This is a genomic window from Methylobacillus sp. MM3 (assembly GCF_001645185.1).
In the GTDB taxonomy this organism is placed as follows: domain Bacteria; phylum Pseudomonadota; class Gammaproteobacteria; order Burkholderiales; family Methylophilaceae; genus MM2.
Genome location: NZ_LXTQ01000050.1, coordinates 234,866 through 251,267, shown reverse-complemented (window position 1 = coordinate 251,267; position 16,402 = coordinate 234,866). Strand labels below are relative to the sequence as shown.

Here is a 16,402-nt window from a genome sequence, read left to right as displayed (position 1 = left end):
AGGAGGAGATGTTGATGTCGGAAAGTATCATGTTTGCTTTGGCATGTGCTGTACTCGCAATCATCTACGGCGGCGTGACGATCATGTGGGTATTGGCTCAACCGGCGGGAAACGCCCGAATGATGGAGATTGCATCGGCCATCCAGGAAGGCGCTTCCGCTTACCTTAACCGGCAGTACGGGACCATCGGCCTGGTCGGATTGCTGTTGTTTGCGATCATCTGGGTGGCCCTGGGGGGATTGACGGCGTTCGGTTTCGCGATCGGGGCCGTGCTTTCCGCCGCTGCCGGTTACATTGGCATGAACATCTCGGTTCGATCCAATCTTCGCACTGCGCAGGCGGCACATAACGGCATCAACGCCGCGCTGAACGTGGCGTTTCGCGGTGGAGCGATTACCGGCATGCTGGTGGTTGGGCTTGGCCTTCTCGGCGTTGCGGGATATTACCTGTTCCTCCTGCTGCTCACGCCCGAAGGAGAAGCGGTCAATACCGGCCCGCTCGTCGGCCTGGCGTTCGGCAGTTCGCTGATTTCCATCTTCGCCCGTCTCGGCGGCGGCATTTTCACCAAGGGTGCCGACGTTGGCGCCGACCTGGTGGGCAAGGTCGAAGCCGGCATTCCCGAGGACGATCCGCGCAATCCGGCGGTGATCGCGGATAACGTGGGCGACAACGTCGGCGACTGCGCTGGCATGGCGGCGGACCTGTTCGAAACCTACGCCGTGACCATCATCGCCACTATGCTGCTCGGCGCGTTGTTGATGCCGGGTTCGGAAAATGCACTGACCTATCCGCTGGTGCTGGGCGGCATTTCCATTGTGGCTTCCATCATCGGTACATTCTTCGTCAAGGCGCGCGAAGGCGGCAAGATCATGAACGCGCTGTATCGCGGGCTGATCGTTTCCGGCGTACTGTCGGCCGTTGCCTTTTACCCGGTGACCAACTGGATGATGGCGGATAGCGGGCTCGGCTATTCCGCGCTCGATATCTATTTTTCCACGCTGATTGGCCTGGCGGTGACCGCGGCAATGGTGGTGATCACCGAGTATTACACCGCAACCGAATATGGCCCGGTCAAACACGTTGCCGGCTCTTCCACCACCGGTCACGCCACCAACATCATTGCCGGTCTGGGCATCTCGATGAAAGCCACGGCCGCGCCGGTGATGGTGATCTGCCTCGGCATTCTTGGGGCGCATTACCTGGCTGGCTTGTACGGCATCGCGATTGCCGCTACGGCTATGCTGTCGATGGCAGGCATCATCGTGGCGCTCGATGCTTACGGCCCCATCACCGACAATGCCGGCGGCATCGCCGAAATGGCGCATTTGCCCAAGGCGATCCGCGACATCACCGATCCGCTGGATGCGGTCGGCAACACCACCAAGGCTGTCACCAAGGGCTATGCCATCGGTTCGGCAGGTCTGGCTGCGCTGGTGCTGTTTGCCGATTTCACGCACGAGCTGGGCGTGCATAGCGGGGTCGAAACCACATTCGACCTCTCCAACCACATGGTGATTATCGGTCTCTTCATCGGCGGCATGATTCCCTACCTGTTCGGTGCGATGGCGATGGAGGCGGTCGGTCGCGCCGCTTCCTCGGTAGTCGTGGAAGTGCGTCGCCAGTTCAAGGAAATGCCGGGGATCATGGATCACACCGAGAAGCCGGATTACTCGCGTGCGGTGGATATGCTGACCAAGGCCGCGATCAAGGAAATGATTGTTCCTTCGCTGTTGCCGGTGCTGGCCCCGATTATCGTCGGCAAGTTCCTCGGCGCGCAGGCGCTGGGCGGCCTTTTGATCGGGACCATCGTCACCGGGCTTTTTGTTGCGATCTCGATGACGGTCGGCGGCGGCGCGTGGGATAACGCCAAGAAGCACATCGAGGACGGCCATCACGGCGGCAAGGGTTCCGACGCGCACAAGGCGGCCGTCACCGGTGATACGGTGGGCGACCCCTACAAGGATACCGCCGGACCGGCGATCAACCCATTGATCAAGATCATCAACATCGTGGCGCTCTTGATCGTCCCGATACTCTGATCTGGATATATACGAGGCCTGCCGCGTCATGCGAGCAGGCCTTTTTTGTGCCCGTTGCATTTAAAGACGGGCACTGCAATTCCTCCTCTGAATCCACCAGTGTGGGCTGCCATGACTTTGGCTGACCATGATCCTATTGTCCAGTTTAAATGGACAGTATTTCTACTGATGGCTTATTTATCTATAAATAACGCATAGATATAGTGGGCACCAGTTCCAAGCATCTGCAATCTCGCAAAAAGGAGAAACATCATGGCCAACAAACTCGCCAACAAAGTCGCCGTTGTCACGGGCGCATCCAAAGGCATAGGCGCTGCCATTGCCAAGCTGTATGCATCTGAGGGCGCATCGGTGGTCGTCAACTATTCCTCCAGCAAGACGGCCGCCGAACAAGTGGTGGCCGATATCACTCGCGCGGGTGGCAAGGCCATTGCCGTGCAGGCCAATGTCGCCAACAAGGCCGATATCGAGCGGCTGTTCGCGCAAACCACCCAGGCTTACGGCAAGGTGGATATCCTCGTGAACAATGCCGGCGTCTACGAATTCTCGCCGCTTGACGAAGTCACCGAAGAGCACTTCCACAAGCAGTTCAACCTGAACGTGCTGGGTCTTATCCTCACCACGCAGGAAGCCCTCAAGCATTTCAACGAGGCCGGCGGCAGCATCGTCAATATCAGCTCGCTCGTGTCCGGCACGTATGCCCTCGCTGGCGGTGCCGTCTATAGCGCGACCAAGGCCGCCGTCGATGCGGTGACCCGTTCGCTTTCCAAGGAATTGGGCCCGCGCAAGATTCGCGTCAATGCGATCAACCCCGGCATGGTGGAAACCGAGGGCCTGCATGGCGCCGGCTTCGCCGAGGGCGAGTTCCGCACGCAGATCGAAAACCAGACGCCGCTGGGCCGTATCGGCCAGGTGCAGGACATCGCGCCGGCTGCTGTATTCCTGGCATCGGACGATGCCGCATGGATTACCGGCGAAGCGCTGTACATCGCCGGCGGCCTGCGCTGAGCGGACAACTTATTGCCTCATAACCAACCATGGAACCGATCTTGAACACCGCCGACATGCAGCCTTGGCTCACGGATTTTGCCTCGCAACACACCAATGAAAAGGTGGGGCTGCGCGTATTCGGCAAGGACGGGGGTGGGGCTGCGCGGCCGACGGTCCTGTATTTCCATGGCGGTCTGTTCAACTGCGGCAGCGTGGAAGACGCGGCCGGCCTGGCCCGCGCATTGGCGAACGAGGCGGTGACCGTCTGCGTCGACTACCCGCTCGCGCCCAGGCTGCATTTCCCGGCGACGGTGGAACTCGCCTTCGAGGCACTGCTATGGACGGCGGCCCATGCTTCCGGGCTCGGCGCCGACGCTGCTCGCATCGTCGTCGCGGGCGATCAGGCGGGCGGCAATCTGGCCGCGGTTGTGGCCATGATGGCGCGCGATCGTGGCCTCGGCATGGGCCCCGTCAAACTGCAGGGCCAGGTATTGATCAGCCCCATGCTGGATCCGCAGCAAGCCACCCAGTCGATGCAGAAGGCGGGCGACTGCCCGTGCCGCAAAGCCTGGAGTGATTACCTGCCTTGTGCCAGCGATGCGATGCATCCCTATGCCGCGCCCATCACCTCTCGCCGCTTGGGCGGCCTGGCGCCGGCCTTGATCGTCAGCGCGGAACTGGACCCATTGCGCGACGAGGCAGAGCAATACGCCGCCAAATTGATTGCCGCCGGCGTGCCGGTGCAGATGCGCCGGCTGCAAGGCGCCCAGGGCCGACTGGTCCAGCCCGAGCACCCAAATTTCGACCAAGTCGTGCAGATTGTCGGCCAGTTCGTGGCCGATCCTGCATGAATTGCCAACCCGTTTCTTATCAATAACAAGGAGTTTTCATCATGGAAACCACTACTCCGATTTTTTCCCGCAAGCTGATCGCGGTTGCCATCGGCCTCGCGCTGGTTGGCAGCGCTGTCGGCATTTCGCTCAACAGCGAAGCGGCCAAGCCACAAGCTGTGGCAGCAGCGCCCACGCCCGTCACCGTGGCGCCGGTTGTCGAACGCTCGGTCATCGAGTGGGATGACTTCTCCGGCCGGGTCGAGGCTATCGAATACGTGGAAATCCGTCCACGCGTGGCCGGCACCATCGATGCCGTGCATTTCCGCGAAGGCCAACTGGTCAGGAAAGGCGATCCGCTGTTCACCATAGACCCGCGTCCGTACGAAGCGGAACTGGCGCGTGCCGAGGCGGAAAAAGCCCAGGCCGAGGCGACCTTGGGGCTATCCCAGACCGAGCTCGAGCGCACGCGTCGCCTGGCCGACGAACATGCGGTCGCCCGGCGCGAGCTGGATCAGCGCAATAGCGCAGTGCAGGAAGCCGAGGCGCGCCTCAAGGCGGCCGAAGCGGCGGTAATGACCGCTCGGCTCAATCTGCAATACACCGCGATTACCGCGCCGGTAAGCGGCCGCGTCTCGCGTGCCGAGATCACCACCGGCAACCTCGTCGGCGTCGGCCCCAGCGTGCCGGCATTGACGACGCTGGTTTCGGTTTCGCCGGTATATGTGAATTTCGAGATCGATGAGCAGACCTTTCAGCGCTATGCGACGCAAGGCGCGGCCGGCAATGCCAATGTTGCCCGCATTCCGGTCGCGATTGGGCTGAGCAACGAGGAAGGCTATCCGCATCCGGCGCAATTGCAGGCGTTCGATAACCGCGTCGATACGGCCTCGGGCACGATCCGCGTACGCGCCATCGTCAACAACCCTGCCAGCCTGCTGACCCCCGGCATGTATGCCCGGGTCCGCATCGGCGGCGGCGGAAAGCAAGCTGCGCTGCTGATCGACGACAAGGCGGTCGGTACCGACCAGGACAAGAAGTACGTGATGGTAGTCGGCGCCGACAACAAGGCAACTTACCGCCCGGTGGTGCTGGGGCCGGTGATCGACGGCAAGCGCGTGGTGCGTTCCGGTTTGCAGGAAGGCGAGAAAGTCATTGTCAACGGCTTGCAGCGGGTGCATCCGAATGATGTGGTCGCCCCGGTTGTCGCCGGCGAGGTGCCGCCGCAGGCCAATCTCAAGACTTCGCAGTTGAAGGACAAGCCCAGGAAAACACTGATCTGAGCCTGCTCGGACAACCAGGAACAAAAAAATGAATATTTCAAAATTCTTTGTAGACCGGCCGATTTTCGCGGGCGTGCTGTCGGTGATCATCTTCGTCGGCGGTCTGATTGCCATGCTCAATCTGCCGATTTCCGAGTACCCGGAAGTCGTGCCGCCGTCGGTCATCGTCAAGGCGCAGTTCCCCGGCGCCAATCCGCAGACCATCGCCGAGACCGTCGCGGCACCGATCGAGGAGCAGATCAACGGCGTCGAGGGCATGCTCTATATGGCCTCGCAGGCGACCTCGGACGGCCTGATGACGTTGACCGTCACCTTCAAGCTCGGCACTTCGCCCGATCTCGCGCAGCAACTGGTGCAGAACCGCGTTAATCAGGCGTTACCGAGGCTTCCTGAGGAAGTGCAGCGGCTGGGCGTCACCACCGTGAAAAGCTCGCCCGATCTGACCATGGTCGTGCATCTGCTCTCGCCCAACGACCGCTATGACATGACCTATCTGCGCAATTACGCGGTGCTCAACGTCAAGGACAGGCTGGGCCGCATCGAAGGCGTGGGCCAAGTGCGGCTGTTCGGCGCCGGCGATTACTCGATGCGCATCTGGCTCGATCCGCGCAAGGTGGCCGAGCGCCGCCTCACCGCCAACGACGTGGTCAACGCGATCCGCCAACAGAACGTCGATGTTGCCGCTGGCGTGATCGGCGCTTCGCCCTCGCTGCCCGGCGTGGACTACCAGATTTCCGTCAATGCGCGCGGACGGCTGGCTACGGAAGAGGAATTCGAAAATATCGTCATCCGTACCTCCGATACCGGCGTGGTCACGCGCCTCAAGGACGTGGCGCGCGTCGAGTTGGGCGCCAGTGAGTACGCACTGCGCTCGCTGCTGAACAACAAATCGGCAGTGGCGATTCCCATCTTCCAGGCGCCCGGCTCCAATGCGCTGCAGATTTCGGACAACGTGCGTAACACCATGGCCGAGCTGCAGAAGGACATGCCGGAAGGCCTGGAATACCGCATCGTTTACGACCCGACGCAGTTCGTGAAGGCCTCCATCCACGCCGTGATCGAGACGCTGCTGATCGCGGTCGCGCTGGTGGTGCTGGTGGTGATCGTGTTCCTGCAGACCTGGCGCGCGTCCATCATCCCGCTGCTGGCGGTGCCGGTGTCGATTATCGGTACGTTCGCGATCATGCTGGGGCTGGGATTTTCCATCAATACCTTAAGCCTGTTCGGACTGGTGCTGGCCATCGGTATTGTGGTCGACGACGCCATTGTGGTGGTCGAGAACGTCGAGCGTAACATCGCCCACGGCCTGAGCGCCAAGGAAGCGACCTACCGCGCGATGCGCGAAGTATCCGGCCCCATCGTCGCGATTGCGCTGACGCTGTCCGCGGTGTTCGTGCCACTGGCCTTCGTCAGTGGGCTGACCGGGCAGTTCTTCCAGCAGTTTGCGCTCACTATCGCGATTTCGACCGTGATTTCGGCTTTTAACTCGCTGACCTTGTCGCCGGCGCTGGCCGCATTGCTGCTGAAGCCGCACGACGCGAAAAAGGACGCCTTCCAGCGCACCATCGACGGCCTCTTTGGCTGGTTCTTCACGCGCTTCAACCGGATGTTCCAGCGCGGCTCGGAAAACTACGGCGGCGGCGTCACGGCCGTATTGCGACACAAGAGCGTGATGCTGGCGGTGTATGCGCTGCTGATCGGCGCGACGATGTTTCTGCTGCACAAGGTGCCGGCGGGTTTCATTCCGGCGCAGGACAAGCAATACTTGGTGAGCTTCGCGCAATTGCCCGATGCTGCTTCGCTGGACCGCACCGAGGACGTCATCCGCCAGATGAGCGAGATCGCGCTGAAGCATCCCGGCGTGGAGTCGGCGGTGGCTTTTCCCGGCCTGTCGATCAACGGCTTCACCAACAGCCCCAATTCCGGCATCGTATTCGCAACGCTGAAGCCCTTCAGCGAGCGAAAGTCGCCCGAGCTGAACGGCTTCGCCATCGCGCAACAGCTCAACAAGGAATACGCCGCGGTGCAGGGCGCGTTCATCGCCGTGTTCCCGCCGCCGCCGGTACAAGGGCTGGGTACTATCGGCGGCTTCAAGCTGCAAATCCAGGATCGCGCGGCGCTGGGCAACGAGGCGCTCAATGATGCGCTGCAAGCGTTCCTCGCCAAGGCGCAGAAGGCGCCCGAGCTGGCCGGGATGTTCTCCAGCTACCAGAACAACGTGCCGCAGCTGTATGCCGACGTCGACCGTACGCATGCGCAGCAGTTGGGCGTCTCGATCCCGGAAGTGTTCGACACGTTGCAGATCTACCTGGGCTCGCTCTACGTCAACGATTTCAACAAGTTCGGCCGCACCTATCAGGTACGCGTGCAGGCCGACGCGCAATTCCGTGCGCATGCCGAGGATGTCGGGCTGTTGAAGGCGCGCAACGACAAGGGCGAGATGGTGCCGCTGTCGTCGGTGCTGAAGATGACGCAGAGCTACGGGCCGGATCGCGCCATGCGCTACAACGGCTTTCCGTCGGCCGACGTCAACGGCGGCGCGGCGCCCGGCTACAGCACCGGCGAGGCGCAGGCCGCGGTGGAGCGCATCGCGGCAGAAACCCTGCCGCGCGGCATCGGCTTCGAGTGGACCGAGCTGACCTACCAGGAAAAGATCGCCGGCAACACGCTGTTCGTGATCCTGCCGCTGTCGGTGCTGCTGGTGTTCCTGGTGCTCGCCGCGCAATACGAGAGCCTGACGCTGCCGCTGGCCGTGCTGCTGATCGTGCCGATGGGCCTGCTGTCGGCGATTTTCGGCGTATGGCTGACCGATGGCGACAACAATATCTTCACCCAGGTGAGCCTGGTGGTGCTGGTGGGGTTGGCATGCAAGAACGCGATCCTGATCGTCGAGTTCGCGCGCGAACTGGAGCTCGAGGGCCGCAAGATTTATGCGGCGGCGATCGAGGCGGCCCGCCTGCGCCTGCGCCCCATCCTGATGACCTCCATCGCCTTCATCGCCGGCGTGGTGCCGCTGGTGCTGTCCACCGGTGCCGGTTCGGAAATGCGTCACGCGATGGGTCTGGCGGTGTTCGCCGGGATGATAGGCGTGACCATATTCGGCCTGTTCCTGACGCCGATTTTCTACGTGCTGCTGCGCACCCTGGTCGCCAAATGCACGCACGAAACCAAAACAATAGACGCGCCGGCCGCCGCCGTACTGACCGCCGAGCCGCAGAAGGGAGTCTGAGCATGACACGATACAACTGGAAACTGACGGCACTGGCGGCCACGCTGGTGCTGGCCGGCTGCAGCACCGTCAAGCCGCCGGAGCAGGTGACGCTCGATCTTCCGGCGCAGTACCGCGAAGCCGCCGGGCTGGAAGGCGCATGGAAGGCTGCCACACCCGCCGATCAGGCGGATCGCGGCGAGTGGTGGAAGATATATGACGACGTGGAGCTGAACGGCCTGATCACCCAGGCGACGGAGGCCAACCCCGGCCTGGCGATTGCGCTGGCCCGGGTCAAGGAGGCGCGGGCGACGGCCGGGGTGGTGGACGCCAATCGCGGCTTCCAGCTCAACGGCGGCATCGGCCCAACGCGCCTGCGGGACAGCACCACGTCGCCGACGACGGAATGGCGCGCGCAGGTGAACGCCTCGTATGAGGTCGACCTGATCGGTCGCCTGTCGGATGAAAGCCGCGCCGCAAAACTCGACGCCGAGGGGCAGGAAGCCGCCTACCGTTCCGTGCTGCTCGCGTTGCAGGCGGACGTGGCGCAGCAGTATTTTTCCATCCGCTCGCTCGATTCCGAGCTGGCGATCCTGGAAAAAACCATCGCGCTGCGCCGGGAAGAGGTGCGGCTGGTACAGGTGCGCTTCGATATGGGCGATACCAGCGAGCTCGACGTCGCCAAGGCCAGTACCGAGCTTTCCATTGTGCAGGCGGAGGCGGAGAGCGTGAAGCGCTTACGCGCTCAGCAGGATCATGCGCTGGCGATTTTGCTCGGCAAAGCCCCCGCGCAATTCACGCTGGCGTTCGCGTCTTTGCAACCTTCTACGGTGGTCGTGCCGGCTGGTCTGCCATCGGAACTGCTGGAACGCCGCCCGGACATCGCGCAGGCGCAGCGCCAGTTGGCGGCGGCCAGCGCCCGTGTCGGCGTGGCCAAGGCGGCGTTCTTTCCCAAGCTGGTGCTGACCGGGTCGGGCGGTTACGCCTCCGACGAATTGTCGGAGCTATTCAAGTGGTCCAGCCGCAGCTGGCTGCTGGGGCCGCTGGTCGGCACCGCGCTGAGCCTGCCGATCTTCGACGGCGGCCGCAACAAGGCCAATCTCGCCCGTGCCGATGCCGGCTATGAAACGCAGGTGGCCAATTACCGGCAACAGGTGCTGGTGGGTTTTCAGGAGGTGGAAAACAACCTGAGCGCATTGCGCACGCTGGACAGGCAGATCGGCTTTCAGGATGAGGCGATCGCATCGGCGAAGCGTGCGTCGCATCTGGCGGAAGTGCGCTACAGCAACGGTTCGGCGAGCTACTTCGAGGTCATCGACGCGCAGCGGACCAGTCTCGCTGCCGAGCGGGCGCAAAGCCAGAGCATGGGTCAGCGCTCGGTGGCGTCGGTGGGTTTGATCCGCGCGTTGGGCGGCGGCTGGGGCTCCCGCACAGCGACAGAGGAAGTCGCGACCCGATAACCGCATTTCCCTGTTTTTCGCATCTCCGTTTTGCCACTTGGCCGGGTCTCTCCTCCCCGGCCTTTTTTTGCGCCTACTGTTCCCAGTTGGGGATAAGTATTGTTCCTATGCTGTTATTTATCCCAAATAAGAAAAAGAACAAGATGCGTTTCACCACCAACACGGAGAGACATCATGAATACGGCAACCGATATCACGGAGTACGAAGAAATCGCCGCCACCATCCAGCATTACGTCGATGGCGCGATCAGCGGCGAGGGCGAGCGCATGAAGCCGGCGTTCCATGCGGAGGCCACGATCTATGGCTACGTCGAGGACAGTCTGTTCGCGGGCCCAATCCAGAACCTGTACGACTGGAACGATGAGAACGGTCCGGCCAGCAATCTGCAGACGCGCATCGTGCACATCGATGTGGTCGGCACGGTGGCGAGCGTGCGGGTGGAGTCGGATAACTGGACCGGGCATCGTTTCACCGACTTTTTCAACCTGCTCAAAGTGGACGGCGAATGGAAAATCATGAACAAGGTCTTCCACCTCCACAGCCACTGAACGCCATAGGGCAATCAATCACTATTCTTAATTTTGGAGGGGTTAAAAATGGAAATTTTATTGAAAGGCGGTATCGCGATGGTGAGCGCAGCATTGGTGCTCGCCTGGCTGGGCACGTTTGCGCGCTGGTTCGTGATCAAGGGCGTGGATGGCGGGGTGGTCAAGGACTATGGCCTGCTGATCAAGGCACACATCGACTACATCCTGATGGCGCTGTTCTGCTTCGCGTTTTACGGCGCGGCGACGGCCGGCGGCTATCACTTGCCCGCTGCCGCCTGCTGGCTGGTGGTGATCGGCGGAATGACCAATCCCAGCATCTTCGTGATCGCGATGCTCAAGACCGACTTCTGGAATAACGTGCTGTGGAAGGTTTACACTGCACTGAGCTTCATGATCACCACTTGCGGATTCGTCTGGGTGAGCCACGCGTTCGTCACGGCCATGTAAGGCCTGGGCCGGAACGTACCGGCCCTTATTCGTATCATCCGACGCGAGGAGGCGATATGAGATTCACGGCAAACGGCAGCAAAAATGGCGAAGGGCATTTGCGTGGCTGGTGGCACGATATCGCGGTGCGCCTGTCAGCCTGTGGCAGGTATTATTTCTCGATTTACGAATACTGAAAGCGAACCGGCAGGCGGCCAATGTTCAAATCCATCGATGACTTGAAGCTGTTCGTGCAGATCTACGAAAAACGCAGCCTGTCGGCGGTGGCCATGATCGCGCAGACCACGCCGGGAGTAATCAGCAAGCGCCTGGCGCGGCTCGAAACCGAATTTGGCACGCGTTTGTTTCACCGTACTACCCGCACCATCCAACCTACGGACGAAGGGCAGCGGCTGTTCGAGCAGTCGGTGAACCTGCTGGAACTGGTGGAGCAGTACGAAAGCGAGTGGGGCGAGAAAACCCAGCCTAGCGGCCAGATTCGCATGACCGCCTCGGCCTCGTTCGCGCGGTTGTACCTGATGCCGCTGATCACGCAATTCATCCGGCTTTATCCCTCGATACGCATCAGTTTCGAGCTGTCGGACAAGGTGCTGGACATCGTTGCCGAGGGCATAGACCTCGCGATCCGTGGTGCGCAGATGAACGACTCCAGTCTGATAGCGCGCAAACTCGGCCCCTCGCCCGAAGTGCTGTGCGCTACCGAAGAGTACCTCTCCCGCACCGCGCTGCTCGCGCATCCCGCCGACCTCGAGCACCACAATTGCATCGTGCTCAACGAAAACTACAACTGGGAATTTGTGCATGAAGGCAAGGTGTTGCACCAGAAGGTGCGCGGCAACTTCCAGACCAACTACAGCGAGGCGCTGGTTGCCGCGATCAAGGACGGGTTGGGCGTCGGCATGGTGTGCTACTGGCAGATCCACGACGAAATCGAGCGCGGCGAATTGAAACTGATATTGCCCCAGTTCCGTCCTGGCCGGCAGCAGTCGCTGTATGCGGTCTATCCTTCGCGCCGCCACCTGCCGCTGAAGACGCAATTGCTGATCAGGTTTCTGGAGCAGCACCTGGTCATTCCGACTCCTGCGGCGTAACGGATGGCCGGGCTTGCCGTCAGCCCTGGCCTACAGCGGTGGGTTCCATGTAAACCAGCTCCCAGATATGCCCATCCAGATCTTCGAAGGCGCAGTTGTACATGAAGCCGAGGTCCTGCGTTTCGCGCGGTATCGTGCCGCCGGCCGCAATAGCCTTGGCGACCAGTTCATCCACCTTGGCGCGGCTCTCGCACGAGAGGCAGACGAGCACCTCGGTACTTTTGCGCGCGTCGCAGATTTCCTTTTTGATGAAGGTCTGGAAAAAAGGCTCGACCAGCAGCATGACGAAAATGTTCTCGCCGACGATCATGCAAGTGGCATTTTCATCGGTGAAGTTCAGGTCGAAGTCATAGCCCAATGCCGTGAAAAACGCTACGGATCGTTGCAGGTCTTTCACGGGTAGATTGACGAAAATTTGCGTCGCCATGCTGTCTCCTTCCAAGCGAATGGATTCGAATGACCGGTCAATTGCCTGCGACCAGTGCTGCTATCCCGAGCAAAATGGCGATGCCCGAAACCGTGATCGCCACCAAACACAATTGACGGGTTTTCTGGAGTTCCTTTTCGATGCGCGCGGCGCCCGTTTCGATATCGGCAATTGCCTTCTGCAACTGCGATGCGAGCACCTTGACGGCTTCGGTGTTGCGGGTCGCGGCATCCTGCAGTTCCGCAATCTGTTTGCTGACGACTTCCTGCGATGCGCCGGCATCGCTTTTTGTGGTGAAGGCCGGCACGGCCAGCGTGACGATCTGCGTGACGTAGGGAAGTATGGTTTTGAATGCCGGAAGCCAAGCGACCATGGGAACCTCGCAAGTGAATGAAAACAGGAGTGCAGCTTTATCGAATGGATGCCATTTTGGGAATTCAGTTCATCCGTTTGCCAGGAATAGTGTTCTTCGTCAGCTGGTAGCGCAGGCATCCCCGCTGCGCTACGAGGTTCCGCCCTTGGCGACGCCCAGTTCCATTTTTGCCGGAACCGTCTTGCCGTCGCCGGTGGTTTTTTCGGGCTCCTGCGCGCTTACGCGCCGGGCATCCAGCCCGGCCTTGTCGATCAAATAGCCCTGAATGGCCGATGCCCGTGCCTTGGCGAGCGCGGCCAGATCGGCATCGGTGATATTGGCGGTGGCCTTGAGCTGCTGCAGCATGGTTTCGTATTTCGGAATATCTTCCGGCTTGGGTTTCTTGAAGTAATCCCGCACCGCGTCCAGCGCCTTGAGGTTGCGCTTTTCGCCCTTGCTATCCTTGAGCAGGTTTTCCACGGCGGTTTGCACCTTGACGTTGTTGAGGTCCAGCGGGCCGGGCTGTTCGCCTTCCTTGAGTGTCAGGCCCATTTCCTTGAGCACGTCGCGGCGGGTCGCGGCTTCCTGCAAGGCGGCCTTGTCGGCGGCGGCGTCGAAGGCCGGAGCGATGCGCAATGCCAGCGCCGGGCGTTTGCTCATGGCCTCGGCGATGGCCTTGAGCTTTTCCTGCTCCGGCGGGGCGAGCGTGGCGCTGCCGGGGTCGAAGGCGATGGCTTCCAGTTTTTCCGAGCTGATGCCCAAGAGCTTGCCCAAGGCGCGGAAAGGCGCCGTGGCGATCTTGCCGATGACGTTGACGATGGCTTTCCAGACGATTTTGCCGTAGCTGAATTGCGGGTCGTCCAAGCTGCCGGAGATAGGCAAATCGAGATCAATGACGCCGTTGCTGTCTTCCAGCAATGCAATCGCGAGGTCGAGCGGCAGGTCGACGGCATCCGGGCTTTCCACGCGCTCGCCGAGCTTCAGTGTGTTGATGACGAATTTGTTCTCGCCGGTGAGCTGGCGATTCTTGATCTTGTATTCGAGATCGACCGAGAGCTTGCCGGAATCGATCTTGCGTCCGGCGAACTTGCCCGAATACGGCGTCAGCCGGTTCATTTCCAGGTTACGGAAAGCCAGGGTCAAGTCCGTGAAGTCGGTGGCGCGGAAAGGCTGGATAGAGCCGCGAATGCGCGCCGAGCCGTATTCGTCCACCTTGCCGTCGAGCTCGACTTGCGCCGTGCTGGCGGCGTCGGTGGAAAGTCCATTGATCACGCCGCCCAGCGTATGCATGTGCGTGCCGAACTGCGGGACGAGCGACAGGTCGGCGAATTCGAGGTCGCCGTTGTCCACGCTGACGCGGTCCACTGTCACCGGGAATTTTTCCGGTGCGTTCGGATCCTTCGCCGGGGCGGCGCGGGCAGGAGTCTCTGCTGCCGGTTGTGGACGCATGATGCGCTGCACGTTCATCGTCTTGTCCTCAAAGATGATGATCTTGCCGACGGGATGCACGACGCGCAGTTCGTCCATGTGCAGCTTGTCGGGCGCGAGGGAAAGCCGCAACGAGTCACTGGAAACCGATTGCCAGCCCAGGAACAGCCGGTCGTCGACTTCTTCGTTGATCGCAAGTTGGTCGATGTTGAAGCCGCCCGCAAAACGGCCGCTCAGGCCCTTTTCGGATTTGAGCGACAGCTTGCCGCGCAGGCCGGCCTGGCCGCCCGTGAGTTTGAGCAAGGTGTAGCGGGAAAGGTAGGGTGAAAAAGGCTTGAGCGGCAACCCGCTCAGCTTGACCTGCAAATCGCCCTTGATCGGCGCCAGGGCCATCTTGCCGGCCGCCTCGAACCTTCCGCCCTGCTTGAGTTGAAAGCTGGCCTTGACCGACACCGGCCTGGCGAAATCCAGCGATGCATCGCGCACCTCCAGCATGGCGCCCTGCACGTCCAGCGCCACCGCGGCGCCGGTGCTTTTATCCTCGATATGCACGGTGGAGTTGTCCAACGACAAGGTATCGAGGTTGACCTTCCAGCCCGGGGCCGTGTTTTTCTCGGCGGGTGCTTTGGCAGCCGCCAGCGGCACCGACTCCAGCACGGCGAGCCAGTTGATGTTTTTCTTCGCATCCACCATCACCTGGGTTTGCATCCCGGAAAGCTGGATGCCGGGTAATTTGACCGTGCTGTCCTTCAGGCTTACCGCTCCATCCTTGAGGCTGATTTTTGCCAGGCTCGCGACCGGCTGCGGATAAAGCGCGGAACGCAGCGTCAGCGATGCCAATTCGGAATTGAGTGCGGCGACGGCGATGCCGTTTTCCGCTTCCTGCACATTGAGGCCAATGTTGATATCCTGAATTTCCGCACGCAGCGGATGCACGAACGTCTGGTCCTCATAGGCCGCTTTCCAGCCTTGCAGTTGCACGTTGGCAATGGCAAACCGGAAAGGTTGCACCTCAGTCTGCGGCGCTTCCGTTGCGGCAACCGCTTCTTCCGGCCCGGACGGCACGAGATGCTGCCAATCGATGCTGCCGTCTTTGGCGCGCGTGGCGTTGATCTCGCCTTGCTTCAGCAGAATCTCGGCAATGTTGAGCTGATTGAGCGCGAGGTTGTATTCGAGACCGTTGACTGCGGCCTGATCGAGCTTGAGTAAGTGCCCGCTATTGTTTGTCAGCGCCAGTTGCTTGACGGCTGCATTCAGCCCTTGCACATGGATGTGCTCGCCTTTATTCAACGCCAGATCGAGGCCGGGTAATGTTGCCGTTGCCTCTGCCAACGTCATGTTGTTTTCTGTGCCCAGCTTTCCCGCCAGATGTGCGATCTCGACTGCGATGTCGCTCAGCTTCGCTTGCGGGTATGGCTCCGCTTTACCGTCCACCATCGCAAAGCGGTAATTGAAGCGCGTGCCCATGGCGCCTTCGGTGAATGTGATCGGCAGCGTCTCGCGGCGTACCACTTCCATCAGTTTTGCGAGCTTCAAGCCCTGGATGTCCACCGCACCGACGGAAACCAGCGGATTCGCCCCGAAAGTCCCTTTCCAGCGCAGCGTGGCTCCCTGATCGGGCATACGGGCAGCAATCAGGTAATCGCCGCGATCCTGCGGCAATGTAGAAAATCCATCCAATTCCAACGCTAGCGGCGTCAGTTCGGCCTTGAAAGGGGTGGGGCGATTGCGCTCGGTATATTCCAGATTGCCGCGTTCGATCAGCAGATGATCGATCAGTACGCGCGGAATCCTGTCGTCGTCCGGCTCTTTATCCTCGTTCAGCTTGGCGAGCAGATCGGCCCAGTTGAGCTTGCCGTCCGGGCCGATATCCAGATGACCGTAAGGCGCGGCAAGGCGGATATCTTTCAGATGCCAGGCGCGGCGGAAGAGCCCATCCGATTCAAGATCGACATGCAGATGCTCAAGACCTGCCAGCGCATTTCCACCCGGTTGGCTGAGGCGCAGATTGTCTACCGTCAAGATGAGGCGCAGCGGATCGAATTTCACCTGATCCATCGTCATGCGGCTCGCCAGCTTGTGCTCGGCCACCCACGGCAGCATGCGCTTGGCGATGGGATTGACGGCAAAATAACCGAGCAGGAAATACGCGGCCGTCAGGCCAAGGATCAGTCCGGCCGCAATTTTGAATCGCCTGCCGCTCAGGATTGTGCGAAGTTTTTTATTCATTTCGTTCTCCGGTATCGCTCGTGCAGCCTGTCTTTTACCGACGGCTTGCATATCCTGCAATAGTAACCC

Annotated in this window: 12 protein-coding genes; 9 read left to right on the top strand and 3 right to left on the bottom strand. The window is 60.9% G+C overall.

Annotated features, from left to right (window positions below):
• Positions 1–14: 14 nt before the first annotated feature.
• The 9 genes from A7976_RS13135 (at position 15) to A7976_RS13095 (ending at position 11,897) form a co-directional block, all read left to right on the top strand.
• Complete coding sequence (locus tag A7976_RS13135; RefSeq protein WP_067112736.1) at positions 15–2,039, top strand: sodium-translocating pyrophosphatase; 2,025 nt, start codon at positions 15–17, stop codon at positions 2,037–2,039.
• 252 nt (positions 2,040–2,291) lie between these two features.
• The gene (locus A7976_RS13130; RefSeq protein ID WP_067112733.1) at positions 2,292–3,047 is read left to right on the top strand and encodes an SDR family NAD(P)-dependent oxidoreductase; all 756 of its coding nucleotides are present in this window, start codon (positions 2,292–2,294) and stop codon (positions 3,045–3,047) included.
• Positions 3,048–3,076: 29 nt separating this feature from the next.
• Complete coding sequence (locus A7976_RS13125; protein ID WP_067112730.1) at positions 3,077–3,880, top strand: alpha/beta hydrolase; 804 nt, start codon at positions 3,077–3,079, stop codon at positions 3,878–3,880.
• A gap of 41 nt (positions 3,881–3,921) precedes the next feature.
• Positions 3,922–5,142 (top strand): efflux RND transporter periplasmic adaptor subunit, encoded by a 1,221-nt coding sequence (locus A7976_RS13120; RefSeq protein ID WP_082878138.1) that lies wholly within the window; start codon positions 3,922–3,924, stop codon positions 5,140–5,142.
• A gap of 28 nt (positions 5,143–5,170) precedes the next feature.
• Positions 5,171–8,371, top strand: coding sequence for an efflux RND transporter permease subunit (locus A7976_RS13115; RefSeq protein ID WP_067112727.1), 3,201 nt, complete (start codon positions 5,171–5,173; stop codon positions 8,369–8,371).
• Positions 8,372–8,373: 2 nt separating this feature from the next.
• Entirely contained in the window at positions 8,374–9,810 is a 1,437-nt protein-coding gene (locus A7976_RS13110; protein WP_067112724.1) for an efflux transporter outer membrane subunit, read from the top strand.
• A gap of 174 nt (positions 9,811–9,984) precedes the next feature.
• A complete protein-coding gene (locus A7976_RS13105; RefSeq protein ID WP_067112720.1) occupies positions 9,985–10,359 on the top strand; it encodes a nuclear transport factor 2 family protein in 375 nt (124 codons plus the stop codon).
• A 48-nt stretch (positions 10,360–10,407) separates the two neighbouring features.
• Positions 10,408–10,806, top strand: coding sequence for a hypothetical protein (locus tag A7976_RS13100; RefSeq protein ID WP_067112716.1), 399 nt, complete (start codon positions 10,408–10,410; stop codon positions 10,804–10,806).
• 197 nt (positions 10,807–11,003) lie between these two features.
• Positions 11,004–11,897: a LysR family transcriptional regulator gene (locus A7976_RS13095; protein WP_067112714.1), complete on the top strand. Its 894-nt coding sequence runs from the start codon at positions 11,004–11,006 to the stop codon at positions 11,895–11,897.
• 19 nt (positions 11,898–11,916) lie between these two features.
• On the opposite strand, the gene A7976_RS13090 is transcribed toward A7976_RS13095, so the two are convergent.
• From A7976_RS13090 to A7976_RS13080, 3 genes are all read right to left on the bottom strand, one after another.
• Positions 11,917–12,324 carry a VOC family protein gene (locus A7976_RS13090; protein WP_067112711.1) on the bottom strand — a complete coding sequence of 136 codons (408 nt, stop codon included), beginning with the start codon at positions 12,322–12,324 and terminating at the stop codon, positions 11,917–11,919.
• A gap of 37 nt (positions 12,325–12,361) precedes the next feature.
• Positions 12,362–12,697, bottom strand: coding sequence for a hypothetical protein (locus A7976_RS14985; protein ID WP_067112708.1), 336 nt, complete (start codon positions 12,695–12,697; stop codon positions 12,362–12,364).
• A 129-nt stretch (positions 12,698–12,826) separates the two neighbouring features.
• Complete coding sequence (locus A7976_RS13080; protein WP_067112705.1) at positions 12,827–16,333, bottom strand: DUF748 domain-containing protein; 3,507 nt, start codon at positions 16,331–16,333, stop codon at positions 12,827–12,829.
• Positions 16,334–16,402: the final 69 nt, after the last annotated feature.

Excerpts from the sequence above, each read along its gene's own strand:
- A7976_RS13135 (WP_067112736.1), top strand. The coding sequence starts at position 15 with ATGTCGGAAAGTATCATGTTTGCTTTGGCATGTGCTGTACTCGCAATC.
- A7976_RS13130 (WP_067112733.1), top strand. The coding sequence starts at position 2,292 with ATGGCCAACAAACTCGCCAACAAAGTCGCCGTTGTCACGGGCGCATCC.
- A7976_RS13125 (WP_067112730.1), top strand. The coding sequence starts at position 3,077 with ATGGAACCGATCTTGAACACCGCCGACATGCAGCCTTGGCTCACGGAT.
- A7976_RS13120 (WP_082878138.1), top strand. The coding sequence starts at position 3,922 with ATGGAAACCACTACTCCGATTTTTTCCCGCAAGCTGATCGCGGTTGCC.
- A7976_RS13115 (WP_067112727.1), top strand. The coding sequence starts at position 5,171 with ATGAATATTTCAAAATTCTTTGTAGACCGGCCGATTTTCGCGGGCGTG.
- A7976_RS13110 (WP_067112724.1), top strand. The coding sequence starts at position 8,374 with ATGACACGATACAACTGGAAACTGACGGCACTGGCGGCCACGCTGGTG.
- A7976_RS13105 (WP_067112720.1), top strand. The coding sequence starts at position 9,985 with ATGAATACGGCAACCGATATCACGGAGTACGAAGAAATCGCCGCCACC.
- A7976_RS13100 (WP_067112716.1), top strand. The coding sequence starts at position 10,408 with ATGGAAATTTTATTGAAAGGCGGTATCGCGATGGTGAGCGCAGCATTG.
- A7976_RS13095 (WP_067112714.1), top strand. The coding sequence starts at position 11,004 with ATGTTCAAATCCATCGATGACTTGAAGCTGTTCGTGCAGATCTACGAA.
- A7976_RS13090 (WP_067112711.1), bottom strand. The coding sequence starts at position 12,324 with ATGGCGACGCAAATTTTCGTCAATCTACCCGTGAAAGACCTGCAACGA.
- A7976_RS14985 (WP_067112708.1), bottom strand. The coding sequence starts at position 12,697 with ATGGTCGCTTGGCTTCCGGCATTCAAAACCATACTTCCCTACGTCACG.
- A7976_RS13080 (WP_067112705.1), bottom strand. The coding sequence starts at position 16,333 with ATGAATAAAAAACTTCGCACAATCCTGAGCGGCAGGCGATTCAAAATT.